This window comes from Pseudomonas sp. SJZ131, from assembly GCF_007828705.1.
In the GTDB taxonomy this organism is placed as follows: Bacteria; Pseudomonadota; Gammaproteobacteria; order Pseudomonadales; family Pseudomonadaceae; genus Aquipseudomonas; species Aquipseudomonas prosekii.
On record NZ_VIVC01000002.1, the window covers coordinates 1,325,172 to 1,338,106 of the forward strand.

Annotated in this window: 11 protein-coding genes; 6 read left to right on the top strand and 5 right to left on the bottom strand. The window is 59.3% G+C overall.

Annotated features, from left to right (window positions below):
* Positions 1-130 precede the first annotated feature (130 nt).
* Complete coding sequence (locus tag FBY12_RS13060) at positions 131-1,579, top strand: glyceraldehyde-3-phosphate dehydrogenase (RefSeq protein ID WP_121732086.1); 1,449 nt, start codon at positions 131-133, stop codon at positions 1,577-1,579.
* Positions 1,580-1,759: 180 nt separating this feature from the next.
* Here the strand turns inward: FBY12_RS13060 and FBY12_RS13065 are convergent, their stop codons facing one another.
* Positions 1,760-3,061, bottom strand: coding sequence for an MFS transporter (locus tag FBY12_RS13065; protein ID WP_101207143.1), 1,302 nt, complete (start codon positions 3,059-3,061; stop codon positions 1,760-1,762).
* A gap of 356 nt (positions 3,062-3,417) precedes the next feature.
* Between FBY12_RS13065 and FBY12_RS13070 the strand changes: the two genes are divergently transcribed.
* The gene (locus tag FBY12_RS13070; RefSeq protein ID WP_145253086.1) at positions 3,418-4,407 is read left to right on the top strand and encodes an FAD:protein FMN transferase; all 990 of its coding nucleotides are present in this window, start codon (positions 3,418-3,420) and stop codon (positions 4,405-4,407) included.
* Between the two features lie 208 nt (positions 4,408-4,615).
* Positions 4,616-6,010 (top strand): Si-specific NAD(P)(+) transhydrogenase, encoded by a 1,395-nt coding sequence (sthA, locus tag FBY12_RS13075; protein ID WP_145253087.1) that lies wholly within the window; start codon positions 4,616-4,618, stop codon positions 6,008-6,010.
* 42 nt (positions 6,011-6,052) lie between these two features.
* Here the strand turns inward: sthA and FBY12_RS13080 are convergent, their stop codons facing one another.
* Together FBY12_RS13080 and FBY12_RS13085 are read right to left on the bottom strand one after the other, a co-directional pair.
* Positions 6,053-6,775 (bottom strand): glycerophosphodiester phosphodiesterase family protein, encoded by a 723-nt coding sequence (locus tag FBY12_RS13080; protein WP_092270717.1) that lies wholly within the window; start codon positions 6,773-6,775, stop codon positions 6,053-6,055.
* Between the two features lie 13 nt (positions 6,776-6,788).
* Positions 6,789-7,370, bottom strand: a complete 582-nt coding sequence (locus FBY12_RS13085; protein WP_109520524.1) for a PilZ domain-containing protein — start codon at positions 7,368-7,370, stop codon at positions 6,789-6,791.
* A 94-nt stretch (positions 7,371-7,464) separates the two neighbouring features.
* Between FBY12_RS13085 and FBY12_RS13090 the strand changes: the two genes are divergently transcribed.
* The 3 genes from FBY12_RS13090 to FBY12_RS13100 all read left to right on the top strand — a co-directional run bounded on the left by FBY12_RS13090 (position 7,465) and on the right by FBY12_RS13100 (position 10,717).
* Positions 7,465-8,715, top strand: a complete 1,251-nt coding sequence (locus FBY12_RS13090; RefSeq protein ID WP_145253088.1) for a lipoprotein-releasing ABC transporter permease subunit — start codon at positions 7,465-7,467, stop codon at positions 8,713-8,715.
* A 7-nt stretch (positions 8,716-8,722) separates the two neighbouring features.
* On the top strand, positions 8,723-9,406 hold the full coding sequence (gene lolD, locus FBY12_RS13095) for a lipoprotein-releasing ABC transporter ATP-binding protein LolD (protein ID WP_178111751.1): 684 nt from the start codon (positions 8,723-8,725) through the stop codon (positions 9,404-9,406).
* Between the two features lie 66 nt (positions 9,407-9,472).
* On the top strand, positions 9,473-10,717 hold the full coding sequence (locus tag FBY12_RS13100) for a lipoprotein-releasing ABC transporter permease subunit (protein WP_121732089.1): 1,245 nt from the start codon (positions 9,473-9,475) through the stop codon (positions 10,715-10,717).
* A 124-nt stretch (positions 10,718-10,841) separates the two neighbouring features.
* Here FBY12_RS13100 and FBY12_RS13105 read toward each other — a convergent pair whose 3' ends face one another.
* Both FBY12_RS13105 and FBY12_RS13110 read right to left on the bottom strand, forming a co-directional pair.
* Positions 10,842-12,191: a heavy metal sensor histidine kinase gene (locus FBY12_RS13105; protein ID WP_145253089.1), complete on the bottom strand. Its 1,350-nt coding sequence runs from the start codon at positions 12,189-12,191 to the stop codon at positions 10,842-10,844.
* The gene (locus tag FBY12_RS13110) at positions 12,191-12,871 is read right to left on the bottom strand and encodes a heavy metal response regulator transcription factor (protein WP_145253090.1); all 681 of its coding nucleotides are present in this window, start codon (positions 12,869-12,871) and stop codon (positions 12,191-12,193) included. The genes FBY12_RS13105 and FBY12_RS13110 overlap by 1 nt, the downstream gene beginning before the upstream one ends.
* Positions 12,872-12,935: the final 64 nt, after the last annotated feature.

Consider the following 12,935-nt stretch of genomic DNA (forward strand, 5'->3'; position numbering starts at 1 on the left):
CTTCAGGGCAGCGTAATTTTTTTGAAGGGGATTTTGTTACTGCTTGCGCGACAGGCGCGCATTGCTACGAGAGGCAGTCGGCGGCATAATGTAGCCCCTTTTTTCTGCCCCTACATAGTGGAAGGTTCCCGTGACTCAGAAGCCCGACCAGTGTCTTGGTGAATGGATCGACCGTGAAGCACTCGCAGAAGCGATGATTCCGCTTATCGGTCAGCTCTACCGCAATAACAACGTGGTGAGCTCGATCTATGGCCGCAGCCTGATCAACCAGTCTGTCATCGCGATTCTCAAAGCTCACCGCTTTGCGCGCCATCGCTCTACCGACGACAGCGAACTCTCCGTCCACGAAACATTCCCTCTGCTGAAAGCCATGAGCGAGCTCAAGCTCGGCGCGGCTTCGGTCGATTTGGGCAAGTTGGCGTTCAAATTCCGCAACGAAGGCAATGGCCGCAGCGCCGAGCAGTTCGTTCGTGAAGAAATGGCTGACGTTGTTGGTCAGCAAAACGCTACCGCGCGCAAAGGCACCGACGTTGTCCTGTACGGCTTCGGTCGTATCGGCCGTCTGCTGGCGCGCATCCTGATCGAGAAAACCGGTGGCGGCGACGGCCTGCGTCTGCGCGCCATCGTGGTCCGCAAGGGCGCCGAAAATGACCTGGTCAAGCGTGCCAGCCTGCTGCGTCGCGATTCGGTTCATGGTTCCTTCAACGGCACCATCACCATCGATGAAGAAAACAACACCATCACCGCCAACGGCAACCTGATCCAGGTTATCTACGCGAAAAACCCGACTGAAGTGGATTACACCCAGTACGGCATCAAAGACGCGCTGCTGGTGGATAACACCGGTGTGTGGCGTGACGCCGAGGGCCTGGGCCAACACTTGGCTTGCCCGGGGATCGACCGCGTTGTGTTGACCGCGCCTGGCAAAGGCAAGCTGAAGAACATCGTTCACGGCATCAACCACGGCGAAATCACTGCTGACGACAAGATCGTGTCTGCCGCTTCCTGCACCACCAACGCAATCGTGCCGGTGCTCAAAGCAGTCAACGACAAATTCGGCATCGTCAATGGTCACGTTGAAACGGTTCACTCGTACACCAACGACCAGAACCTGATCGACAACTTCCACAAGGGCGATCGCCGTGGCCGTAGCGCCGCGCTGAACATGGTTATCACTGAAACCGGTGCTGCCACCGCTGCTGCCAAGGCCTTGCCTGAGCTGGCCGGCAAGCTGACCGGTAACGCGATTCGTGTTCCAACGCCTAACGTGTCGATGGCCATTCTCAACCTGAACCTTGAGAAAGCCGCGACCCGCGAAGAGATGAACGATTACCTGCGTTACATGGCGTTGCATTCCGATCTGCACAAGCAAATCGACTACGTCAACTCGCAGGAAGTGGTTTCCACCGACTTCGTTGGCTCGCGCCACGCAGGCGTGGTGGACGCGGAAGCGACCATCACCCAAGACAACCGCGTTGTTCTGTACGTTTGGTACGACAACGAATTCGGTTACAGCTGCCAGGTGGTTCGCGTGATGGAAGACATGGCCGGCGTCAACCCGCCAGCCTTCCCGCGCTAAGCCTCAGCCGCACATGAAAACGCCCCGATTAGTCGGGGCGTTTTTGTTTGTGGCGTTTGTCTGGCCAGGGTGTGTCGCCTCGGCGGGCCTCTTCGCGGGCAAGCCTCGCTCCTATAGGTTATGCGCGAATATTGATGTTGCACGCAACCTGTAGGAGCGAGGCTTGCCCGCGAATACGATCTACCTGGCGCCACCAACCACCGCCGCTTGCGCAGTCCGCAATTCATGCCGATTGCCTTTAAACAGCACCAGCGTCGCAATCAAGCCCAACACCGCCGCGCCACTCAGCCAGATTCCCGGCGCAGCCTTGTTGTCCAGCACATGAATCAGATAAGTACACGCCGCCGGGGTGAAACCACCGAACGTTGCGGTCGCCAGGCTGTAGGCCAAAGAGAAACCGGTGGTACGCACTTCTACCGGCATGATCTCGGTCAGCGCCACGACCATCGCGCCGTTGTACGAGCCGTACAGGAACGATAACCACAACTCGACGATCAGCAAATGACTGAAGCTCGGGTTCGCCACCAGCCACGACAGCGCCGGATAAGCCGTGAGGATCGCCAGAATGGTCGCCGCGAGCAGTAAGGGTTTACGCCCGATCTTGTCGGACACCGCCCCCATCACCGGCAACCAGAAAAAGTTCGAAAGACCAATGCACACCGTCACCAGCAGCGCATCGAGGTCCGACAGGTGCAGCTCGGCTTTGCCGAAGGTCGGCGTGTAAGCCGTGATCAGGTAGAACGACACTGTTGTCATCACTACCAGCGCCATGCCGGCGATGACGATGCCAAAGTTCTGACCGATCGAGCGGATGATTTCCTGCAGGGTAGGGCGATGTTTGCGCGCCTCGAACTCAGGTGTTTCTTCCAGCGAGCGACGAATCACGAAGATCACCGGCACGATCATGCAGCCGATCAGGAATGGCACGCGCCAGCCCCATTCGCCCATTTGGTCGGGGCTGAGCCAGTGGTTCAAACCAACGCCAATCAAACCGGCAAACACCACCGCCGCTTGTTGGCTGGCGGACTGCCAACTGACGAAGAAACCTTTGCGCCCCGGCGTGGAAATCTCCGCCAGGTACACCGAGACACCGCCCAGTTCGACGCCCGCCGAGAAGCCTTGCAGCAAACGCCCGAACAGTACGAGCAGCGGCGCGGCCACGCCCAACGTCGCGTAACCGGGCACGCAGGCAATCAGTACGGTGCCGGCGGCCATCATCGCGAGGGTGATGATCAAACCTTTGCGGCGGCCGTGACGGTCGATGTAGGCACCGAGGAAAATCGCGCCCAGCGGACGCATCAGGAACCCGGCACCGAAGGTCGCCAGGGACAGCATCAAGGATGCAAATGCGCTGTCGGCAGGGAAGAAGGTCTTGGCAATGGCCGTGGCGTAAAAGCCGTAGACCATAAAGTCGAACATCTCAAGAAAGTTACCGCTGACAACGCGAAAGATCGCTTTGCCTTTGCCCGTTTCGCTGGACATTTGAACGCTCTCACTTTGGCTGTCTTATTGGAAATCCCTGGTCTTGACGCCTCCTGACTGCCGGGGCCAGGCACGCAGGCGCCTACCGAACAGTTTTGTAACGATATGTGTATGAAGATAGATAGGCAACCACTAGTTAGCTTGCTGCTTAAACGTTATAGCCATTACGCCACATGAATTTAGCAGTTGAGCGAATTAGCCCCTGTAGGAGCGAGGCTCGCCTGCGAAGGCGGTGTGTCAGATTGATCGCCTTCGCGGGCAAGCCTCGCTCCTACAGGACGGGCATAATGGCCGGCCTTGGCGTTGTGTCCGGGTAATGAGGGGAAGTGAGCGTGTTGAAGCGGAAGGGTCTTTTCATGGTGCTGTGCGTTGCCCTGTCCGGCTGCGGCAATGGCGATCCCATGGAAAGCCTCAGCGGCCCGACCATGGGCAGCTCCTATTCGATCAAGTACGTACGAAAAAGCGACTCGCCGACGCCGAAACAAGTCCAAGCCGAAGTGGAAAAAATCCTCGCCGAGGTTGACCGGCAGATGTCCACCTACCGCGGCGACTCGGACATCGAACGCTTCAACGCTCTGCCCGCCAACAGCTGTCAGACAATGCCCGAGCCAGTGCTCGAATTGGTCCGCGTCGCCGAACAGCTGTCACGCCAAAGCGAAGGTTCCTACGACCTGACCGTTGAACCATTGCTCAACCTCTGGGGTTTCGGCCCGCAGGCGCGTGACGAAAAAGTCCCGACCGCCGAAGCGCTCGCTGAGGTGATGCAGCGCATCGGCTACTCGCACCTGCGCATCAGCGGCGATCAGCTGTGCAAGGACGCCGCCGTAGAAGTCGATTTCAACAGCATCGCCGCCGGCTACGCGGTCGATACGATCGCGGCGAAACTGCAAAGCCTTGGCATCCACAATTACCTCGCCGAAGTCACCGGCGAGCTTAAAGCGGCCGGGAAAAAGCTCGATGGTTCAGCGTGGAAGATTGCCCTGGAAGAGCCTCGCGACGATCAGCAAGTGGCGCAACGCATCATCAATATCGACGGCTACGGCGTTTCGACTTCCGGCGATTACCGCAATTATTTCGAGCAGAACGGCCGGCGTTATTCCCACACGTTCGACGCCCGCAGCGGCGCACCGATTACGCACAGTCTGGCGTCGGTCACGGTAATAAATCCTTCAACGTTGATGGCCGACGGCCTATCGACGCTGTTGCTGATTCTCGGCCCTGAACGGGGTTGGGACTACGCGCAAAAACATCAGATTGGTGCATTCTTTGTGATTCGTGCCGATACAGGTTTTGTCACCCGGACCACCCCGGCGTTCGAACACCTCAGTGGCGGTAAAAGCGAATGATCACGGTGATTTGCGCATTGAAGACTGGCGTTGTAGCGCCGGCAAAAGTAGCCTGTGACGCGACCAAGGGTTAATGTGCGCGGCGTTGACGCTTCTATAGACTGTGTCCCGGGTTCTGCACTGGCCCAAAATTGTTCCTTCACGCCGCAGATCGGCGTGATTTAGCCGCAGGTGCCGATGGCGCCGCGGCCTGTTCTGAGGAGTACGCATGGCTGTCTACAACTACGACGTGGTGGTGCTGGGTTCCGGCCCGGCAGGAGAAGGCGCGGCAATGAACGCCGCCAAAGCAGGGCGCAAAGTGGCGATGGTCGACAGCCGTCGCCAGGTCGGCGGCAACTGCACCCACCTCGGCACCATCCCGTCCAAGGCATTGCGTCACTCGGTCCGGCAGATCATGCAGTTCAACACCAACCCGATGTTTCGGGCGATTGGTGAGCCGCGTTGGTTCTCGTTTCCGGACGTGCTGAAAAGCGCTGAAAAAGTCATTTCCAAACAAGTCGCATCGCGTACCGGCTACTACGCCCGTAACCGCGTCGACGTGTTCTTCGGCACCGGCAGTTTCGCTGATGAGCAAACCATCGAAGTGGTTTGCGCCAATGGTGTCGTTGAAAAGCTTGTCGCCAAGCACATCATCATCGCCACCGGCTCGCGCCCGTATCGCCCGGCGGACATCGATTTCCATCACCCGCGTATCTACGATAGCGACACCATCCTCAGCCTCGGTCACACCCCGCGCAAACTCATCGTTTACGGCGCTGGCGTAATCGGTTGCGAGTACGCCTCGATCTTCAGTGGTCTGGGTGTGTTGATTGAGTTGGTGGATAACCGTGGGCAGTTGCTGAGCTTCCTCGACTCGGAAATCTCCCAGGCATTGAGCTATCACTTCAGCAACAACAACATCACGGTTCGCCACAACGAAGATTACGAGCGTGTCGAAGGCGTGGACAACGGCGTAATCCTGCACCTCAAGTCCGGCAAGAAAATCAAGGCCGACGCCTTGCTCTGGTGCAACGGCCGTACCGGCAACACCGACGCGCTGGGTCTGGAAAACATTGGCGTGAAGGTCAATGGCCGTGGCCAGATCGAAGTCGATGAAGCCTATCGCACCTGCGTGCCGAACATTTACGGCGCCGGTGACGTGATCGGCTGGCCAAGCCTGGCGAGTGCCGCGCACGACCAGGGTCGTTCGGCAGCGGGCAGCATCGTTGATAACAACAGCTGGCGCTTTGTGAATGACGTGCCAACCGGGATTTACACGATTCCCGAGATCAGCTCGATCGGCAAGAGCGAGCAAGAGCTGACCCAGGCCAAAGTGCCGTACGAAGTGGGCAAGGCGTTCTTCAAAAGCATGGCGCGCGCGCAGATTGCCGGCGAGCCTCAAGGCATGCTGAAAATTCTGTTCCACCGCGAAACGCTGGAAGTGTTAGGCGTGCACTGCTTCGGTTATCAGGCGTCGGAGATTGTTCACATCGGTCAGGCGATCATGAGCCAGCCGGGCGAACTGAATACGCTGAAGTATTTTGTGAACACCACGTTCAACTACCCAACCATGGCCGAAGCCTATCGGGTAGCGGCGTACGATGGCCTCAACCGGCTTTTTTGAGCGGCTCCGGCCGGTGGCCTGAGCCGGCCGGGGAGACCGATTTCAGCAATTCTCGAGCGTGGCAGTGGCCAAACCGGGAAAGTCTGTAATCAGGCTGTCAACGCCGAAGTCGGCGAGTCTGCGCATCAGCGCGGGCTCGTTGACTGTCCACACCGACACATGCAGGCCTTGGCGCTGCGCCTTCTGCAGGCGTTCCGGCGTACACAGCGTCCAGTTCAGCGCAAGAAATTCACAGCCATAACTTTGCGCGACCTTCAACGGGTCGAGCCAGGCGTATTCGGCGACCAGACCGCGCGACACATCCGGCACCAGATCCAGCGCCGCTTTCAACACTTCGCGTGAACTGGAGGTGATGGTGACCTTGTCGAGCAAGCCATGCCGCACGGCCATTTCGCGAATTGCCAACACTGTGGTCGCGGCGCGGGTGCGTGAAGCGCTTTTTACTTCGAGCTGCCAATGCTCGAAAGCGCATTTCTCGAACAGTTCTTCCAGCGTCGGAATCGGGCACGGCTTGATCCAGCCCGGGCCGCCCTTGCGCGCGTCGTAAGTCACTAGATCCTTGGCCGAATGCTCGACCACTTTGCCGCGACGGTCAGTGGTGCGCTTGAGTGTCGGGTCGTGAATGACCATCAACTCGCCGTCCATGGACAGGTGCAGATCCAGTTCGCAACGGCGCACGCCGTGCTTGAGACATTCCTGAAAACTGGTCAGGGTGTTTTCCGGTGCTTCGCCTTTGGCGCCGCGATGGCCGTAGATGAGGGTCACGGTTCTTCCTTAATTAAATGCCGGATTCGTTTTGTTCACGGGCCAGGCGTCGTTCCTGGGCCTGCTTCTGCAAGATGTAGCGCGCGAGTAATTGGCGTTGGGCATCGGTCGGGTACTCGAATTCAGTGCCGACGTCGTAACCATCGCCCTTGCGGTCGCAATGCGTGACGCGCGCGCGCAGCAGCAAACCAAGCGCTTGTGGCATCAGCACCATTTTCACTGACAGATGCGCGCCGACCGCAATGGGCGTCGGGTGCTGAAAGTCGATGCCGCCCTCGGAGATGATCACCGGTTGCGGTTCGCCGATCTGCCCGAGCACGGTCAGGGCGACCACTTGGCTGAGCAGGTCGATGCGTTTGTTCTGGGATTTCAAGAATGCCGCAATGGCGCGGTCGCGCTCACTGATCTGGCGCAACAGGTGCTGCGACTCGAATTCACTCAGGTGTAATTCGCTGAGCAAGTTGAAGAGCGGGGACGCATCCTGCAACACTTCCTGGCCAGCGGCTTCGGGAGCGGACAGGGACCGAATTTCCAGTGCGATCGCATCTTCGATACGGTAGTATTCGCGGCGATCTTCTTCATCTAATGTCGACATGGCGAACCCATGGTAGCGGCGGTGGTCTGAGTGTAAAGCTGGTTACCGACCCCCGCCACAAGGACGTTCCTTTTCCCTCCGAACAAGCCCCGACATGTTCAGACCTCTCTTCGTATTTATTGGCACGCGTTATACCCGTGCAAAGCGTCGCAATCATTTTGTGTCGTTCATTTCCCTGACTTCAATGATCGGGCTCGCCCTCGGCGTGGTCGTGATGATTGTCGTGCTGTCGGTGATGAACGGCTTCGATCATGAGATGCGCACCCGCGTGCTGGGCATGGTGCCCCACGCGACCATCGAGTCCGGTGAACCGATCAACGACTGGCAGGCCCTGGCCACCAAGGTCAAACAGAACCCGCAGGTGACGGCCGTTGCGCCATTCACCCAGATGCAGGGGCTGCTGACCAACAACGGCAAGGTCTCCAAAGTGTTGCTCAATGCCATCGACCCGGCGCTGGAGCGTCAGGTTTCGATCATTGATAACTTCATGAAGCAGGGCAAGCTCGACGACCTCACGCCTGGCAGCTTCGGCATCGTCATCGGTGACAAAGCGGCGGCCAAGCTCGGCGCGGCCATCGGCGACAAGCTGACGTTCGTTGCGCCGGAAGTCACCGTGACCCCGGCCGGGATGTTCCCAAGGATGAAACGCTTTACCGTGGTCGGCATTTTCCATGTCGGCGCTGGCGAGCTGGACGGTTACCTCGGCGTCACCAATCTGCAGGATCTGGCCCGGCTGCATCGCTGGAAACCGGATCAGGTTCAGGGCATTCGTCTGAAGTTCGACGACCTGTTCCAGGCGCCGCGTACAGCGTGGAACATCGCCCAGCAACTCGGCGAAGACCATTACTACGCGCGTGACTGGACCCGCACCCACGGCAATCTGTATCAGGCGATCCGCATGGAAAAAGCCATGATCGGCCTGCTGTTGTTGCTGATCGTTGCGGTCGCCGCGTTCAACATCATTTCCACGCTGGTAATGGTGGTGAATGACAAGAAAAGCGACATCGCGATTCTGCGCACGCTTGGCGCCACACCCGGTTCGATCATGGCGATTTTCATGGTCCAGGGCACGGTGATCGGGGTGGTCGGAACGCTGATCGGCGCGGTGGTCGGGATCTTCGCGGCGCTGAACGTCAGCGCGGCGATCTCGGCGCTGGAAGGCTTGATCGGGCATAAATTCCTGAATGCCGACGTGTACTTTATTGATTACCTGCCGTCGCAAGTGCAGAGCCAGGACGTGTTGATGGTCTGCGCCGCCGCGTTGGTTCTGAGTTTCCTCGCCACCCTGTATCCAGCCTGGCGTGCCGCGCGCACCCAGCCTGCGGAGGCGCTACGTTATGAGTGAGTCGGGCATGAGTGAAAAAGCAATCTTGAGCTGCCGCAACCTGGGCAAATCCTACGAGGAAGGCCCGGAGTCGGTAGAAGTGTTGGCCGGTCTGCAACTGGAATTGCACCCGGGTGAGCGCGTCGCCATCGTCGGCACCTCGGGCTCGGGCAAAAGTACCTTGCTCAACCTGTTGGGCGGCCTCGATACGCCGACCAAGGGCAGCGTCTGGCTGGACGGCGAAGAGCTTTCGGCGCTGAGCGAGAAAAACCGTGGCCTGCTGCGTAACCGTTCCCTCGGGTTCGTCTACCAGTTCCACCACTTGCTGCCGGAATTCACCGCGCTGGAAAACGTCTGCATGCCGCTGCTGATCGGCAAGACCGCCATCCCGGAAGCGCGTCAACGCGCAACGGCGCTGCTGGAGCGGGTAGGGCTGGGTCATCGCTTGCAACACAAACCGTCCGAATTGTCCGGCGGCGAACGTCAGCGTGTGGCCATTGCCCGTGCCTTGGTGAACAAGCCAGGGCTGGTGATGCTCGATGAGCCGACCGGCAACCTCGACTCGCACACCGCGCAGGGCATTCAGGATTTGATGCTGGAACTCAGCACCTCGATGCGCACCGCGTTCCTGGTGGTGACTCACGACATGAACCTGGCCCGCCAGATGGATCGCGTCCTGCATTTGCAGGAAGGTTGCCTGACGCCCATCTGATTGACCGAAACCCGGCGCAGCTGAAAAGCTCGTCGGGTCTTTTATTTTTCTACGGTGCCCCAGCGAATGTTCAGACCGTTATCGATCTTCATCGGCGCGCGCTATACCCGCGCCAAGCGCCGCAATCGCTTTGTTTCCTTCATCTCGATGACCTCGATGATCGGCCTCGCCCTCGGTGTGTTGGCGATGATCGTGGTGCTCTCGGTGATGAACGGTTTCCAGCGCGAAATGAGCTCGCGGATCCTCGGCATGGTGCCGCACGCGACCATCGTCGGCGTCAACCCGATCGACGACTGGCGACCGGTTGCAGCTGCCGCGATGAAAAATCCGGAAGTCACCGCTGCCGTACCGTTCACCGAAATGGAAGGCATGCTTTCCTATAAAGGCTCGATGCAGCCGATCCAGATCAGCGGCATCGATCCGGCGCAGGAAGGCAAGGTTTCCATCGTTACGCAACATATCGTCCAAGGCCGTCTCGACGATTTGAAACCGGGCGAATTCGGCGTGGTGGTCGGTGAAATCACCGCGCGGCGTTTTCGCTTGAATGTCGGCGACAAACTGACGTTGATCGTCCCGGAAATCAGCAGCGCACCGGGCGGCATCACGCCGCGCATGCAGCGTCTGAACGTGGTTGGAGTGTTCAAGGTCGGCGCTGAACTAGATGGTTCGATGGCGCTGATCCACATGGCCGACGCAGCGCAGATGCAGCATTGGCAGCCGAATCAAGTGCAGAGCGTGCGCCTGGCGGTGAAGGACCTGTACGCTGCGCCGCAAGTGTCACACGACATTGCCACCGGCCTCGGTGCCGCTTACAAGGCTGACGACTGGACCCACACCCAGGGCAGCCTGTTCAGTGCGATGAAAATGGAAAAAACCATGATCGGCCTGTTGCTGCTGATGATCGTCGCGGTAGCGGCGTTCAACATCATCGCGACGTTGATCATGGTGGTGAACGACAAGGGCGCGGACATCGCGATCCTGCGCACCATCGGCGCGACACCACGCCAAATCATGGCGATCTTCATGGTGCAGGGCACGGTGATCGGGATTGTCGGCACGCTGATTGGCGGCGTGCTGGGCGTGATTGCGGCGCTGAATGTCAGTGAACTGGTGGGTTGGCTGGAGCGCGTGAGCGGGCAGCATATCTTCAGTTCGGACGTGTATTTCGTCAGCAATCTGCCGTCGGAATTGCAGGGCGGCGATGTGTTGTTGATCTGCTCGGCGGGGTTCATCTTGAGCTTTCTGGCGACGGTGTACCCGGCGTGGCGAGCGGCGAAAATCGAACCGGCTCACGCGTTGCGGTATTCGTAAGCCTCAACAGCGCTTTCGCGAGCAAGCTCGCTTCCACAGGTGATCGAGTAGGGCCGCAGATTCATCGCCAAGTCCTAATACTGTGGGAGCGAGCTTGCTCGCGATGAGGCCGGCCCCGCTGGCCTCAATCCTTCCTTGGCAACTCAATTACAAACCGCGTCCAGCCATTCGCCGATTCGCAACGAATCAACCCACCGTGAGCGCGAATGATCGACTGAGTAATCGCCAAACCCAACCCCGCATGCTCGCTACTGCCTTCCTGTCGCGCTGGATCCGCCCGGTAAAACCGGTCAAACAGACGCGGCAACAATGCCGGGTCAATCCCGCTTCCAGTGTTTTCGACCAGCAACGTCAAGCCTTCGGATTGCTCGACGATCCTCACTCGAACCTCGCCGCCAACCGGAGTAAACCGCAGCGCATTGTCCAGCAGATTGGACAGCGCCCGGCGCAACATGCTGCGATCCCCGAGCATTCGCGCCGAGCCTTCGCGACTCAGCCGCACCTGCGCGTCCTCGGCCAGCGGCGCAAAAAACTCCAGCAACACATCGGTTTCTTCGCCCAATTCCAATGGTTCGCGTTTGGGCATCAACAAACCGTGGTCAGCCTTGGCCAGGTACAACATATCGTTGACCAGTTGCGCCATCCATTGCAGTTCTTCGAGGTTGCTGTGCAGCGCTTCGCGGTAATCCTCGAGAGGTCGCGGGCGGGTGAGGGTGACTTGCGTGTGGGTCAGCAGGTTCGACAGCGGCGTGCGCAGTTCATGGGCGATGTCGGCCGAGAACGCCGAGAGCCGCTGAAAAGAGTCGTCGAGACGTCCGAGCATGGCGTTGAAGTTGTGGGCCATTTCCGCGAGTTCCGGTGGCATGTTCTCTTCGGGCAACCGGGCGTTTAGCGATTGCGCGGAAACCCCACTGGCAACCACGCTCATACGCCGCAACGGGCGCAAACCGCTGCGAGCCGCCCAGGCCCCAAGCAGCGCCGTGGCCAACGCCGACAGGCCGACCGTCAACCAGATCAGATTCTGCATGCGCTGCAGGAAGTGCTGGTGATGCGTGATGTCGAGCAGCAGGGTCAATCGCGGCGAATCGGCTTGGTCCGCAAACAGCGGCGCGTTAAGCACGCGGTAGTCGGTGCCGGCATCGTTGACCGTGGACAAACCAAGCTTTTGCGGGAGTTTTTGCGGCAGTTTCGACGAGCTGTCGTACCAGCGCTGGCCATCGCTGCCGGTAATGCGCAGCGACAAATCAGCCTGGCGGCTCAGCTCATCCTGCAATTTGACTTCGCTTTCGCTGGACTGGATATCGTGCAAGGCGCGGCGTAAACCAATCAATTTGCCATCGAGCAATTGCTGATCGAGTTCGACAAAATGTGCCTCGCTGGCGCGGCTGAACAGCACCCCGGCGAACAACGAAACCACCGCTGTGCACGCCGCGAACAGCAGCGCCAGACGATTGCTCAAGGACAGTCGGCGCATCAGGCGTCACGCTCTTCGAGGACGTAACCCATGCCGCGTACGGTGTGGATCAGTTTGTTCGGAAAGTCGTCGTCGATCTTCAAACGCAGGCGACGGATCGCGACTTCGATGACGTTGGTGTCGCTGTCGAAATTCATGTCCCACACTTGCGAAGCGATCAGTGACTTGGGCAGCACTTCGCCCTGGCGGCGCAGGAGCATTTCCAGCAGGGCGAATTCCTTGGCGGTCAGGTCGATGCGCTGGCCATTGCGTTCGACGCGGCGGCGGATCAGGTCGAGGCGCAAATCGGCCAGTTGCAACGAGGTTTCCTGCGGCGCGGCGCTGCCCCGGCGCAACAGACTGCGGACTCGCGCGAGTAACTCGGAGAAGGCAAACGGCTTGACCAGATAGTCGTCGGCGCCGAGCTCGAGGCCGTGGACCCTGTCCTCCACCGCGTCGCGCGCCGTCAGAAAAAGTACCGGCGTCTCCAGGCCAGCGCCGCGCACCGCTTGCAGAATCTGCCAGCCATCGCGACCGGGCAGCATTACATCGAGGATCAACAAGGCGTATTCACCGCTCAGCGCCAGTTGTTGGCCGCTGTTGCCGTCGGCCACCAGCTCGGTGGTAAAACCGGCCTCGGTCAGGCCTTGGCGCAAGTAATGGCCGGTTTTCGCTTGGTCTTCGACGATCAGCAGTTTCATTGATAGCTCTGGTTAAGTAGAACGAGCGCTTTATACCGTGGCTGGCCGAGATGCTGGCCAACCT

Coding starts and splice junctions, on each gene's coding strand:
- FBY12_RS13110 (WP_145253090.1), bottom strand. CDS start 12,871: ATGAAACTGCTGATCGTCGAAGACCAAGCGAAAACCGGCCATTACTTG.
- FBY12_RS13100 (WP_121732089.1), top strand. CDS start 9,473: ATGTTCAGACCGTTATCGATCTTCATCGGCGCGCGCTATACCCGCGCC.
- lolD (WP_178111751.1), top strand. CDS start 8,723: ATGAGTGAAAAAGCAATCTTGAGCTGCCGCAACCTGGGCAAATCCTAC.
- FBY12_RS13090 (WP_145253088.1), top strand. CDS start 7,465: ATGTTCAGACCTCTCTTCGTATTTATTGGCACGCGTTATACCCGTGCA.
- sthA (WP_145253087.1), top strand. CDS start 4,616: ATGGCTGTCTACAACTACGACGTGGTGGTGCTGGGTTCCGGCCCGGCA.
- FBY12_RS13065 (WP_101207143.1), bottom strand. CDS start 3,061: ATGTCCAGCGAAACGGGCAAAGGCAAAGCGATCTTTCGCGTTGTCAGC.
- FBY12_RS13105 (WP_145253089.1), bottom strand. CDS start 12,191: ATGCGCCGACTGTCCTTGAGCAATCGTCTGGCGCTGCTGTTCGCGGCG.
- FBY12_RS13070 (WP_145253086.1), top strand. CDS start 3,418: ATGGTGCTGTGCGTTGCCCTGTCCGGCTGCGGCAATGGCGATCCCATG.
- FBY12_RS13085 (WP_109520524.1), bottom strand. CDS start 7,370: ATGTCGACATTAGATGAAGAAGATCGCCGCGAATACTACCGTATCGAA.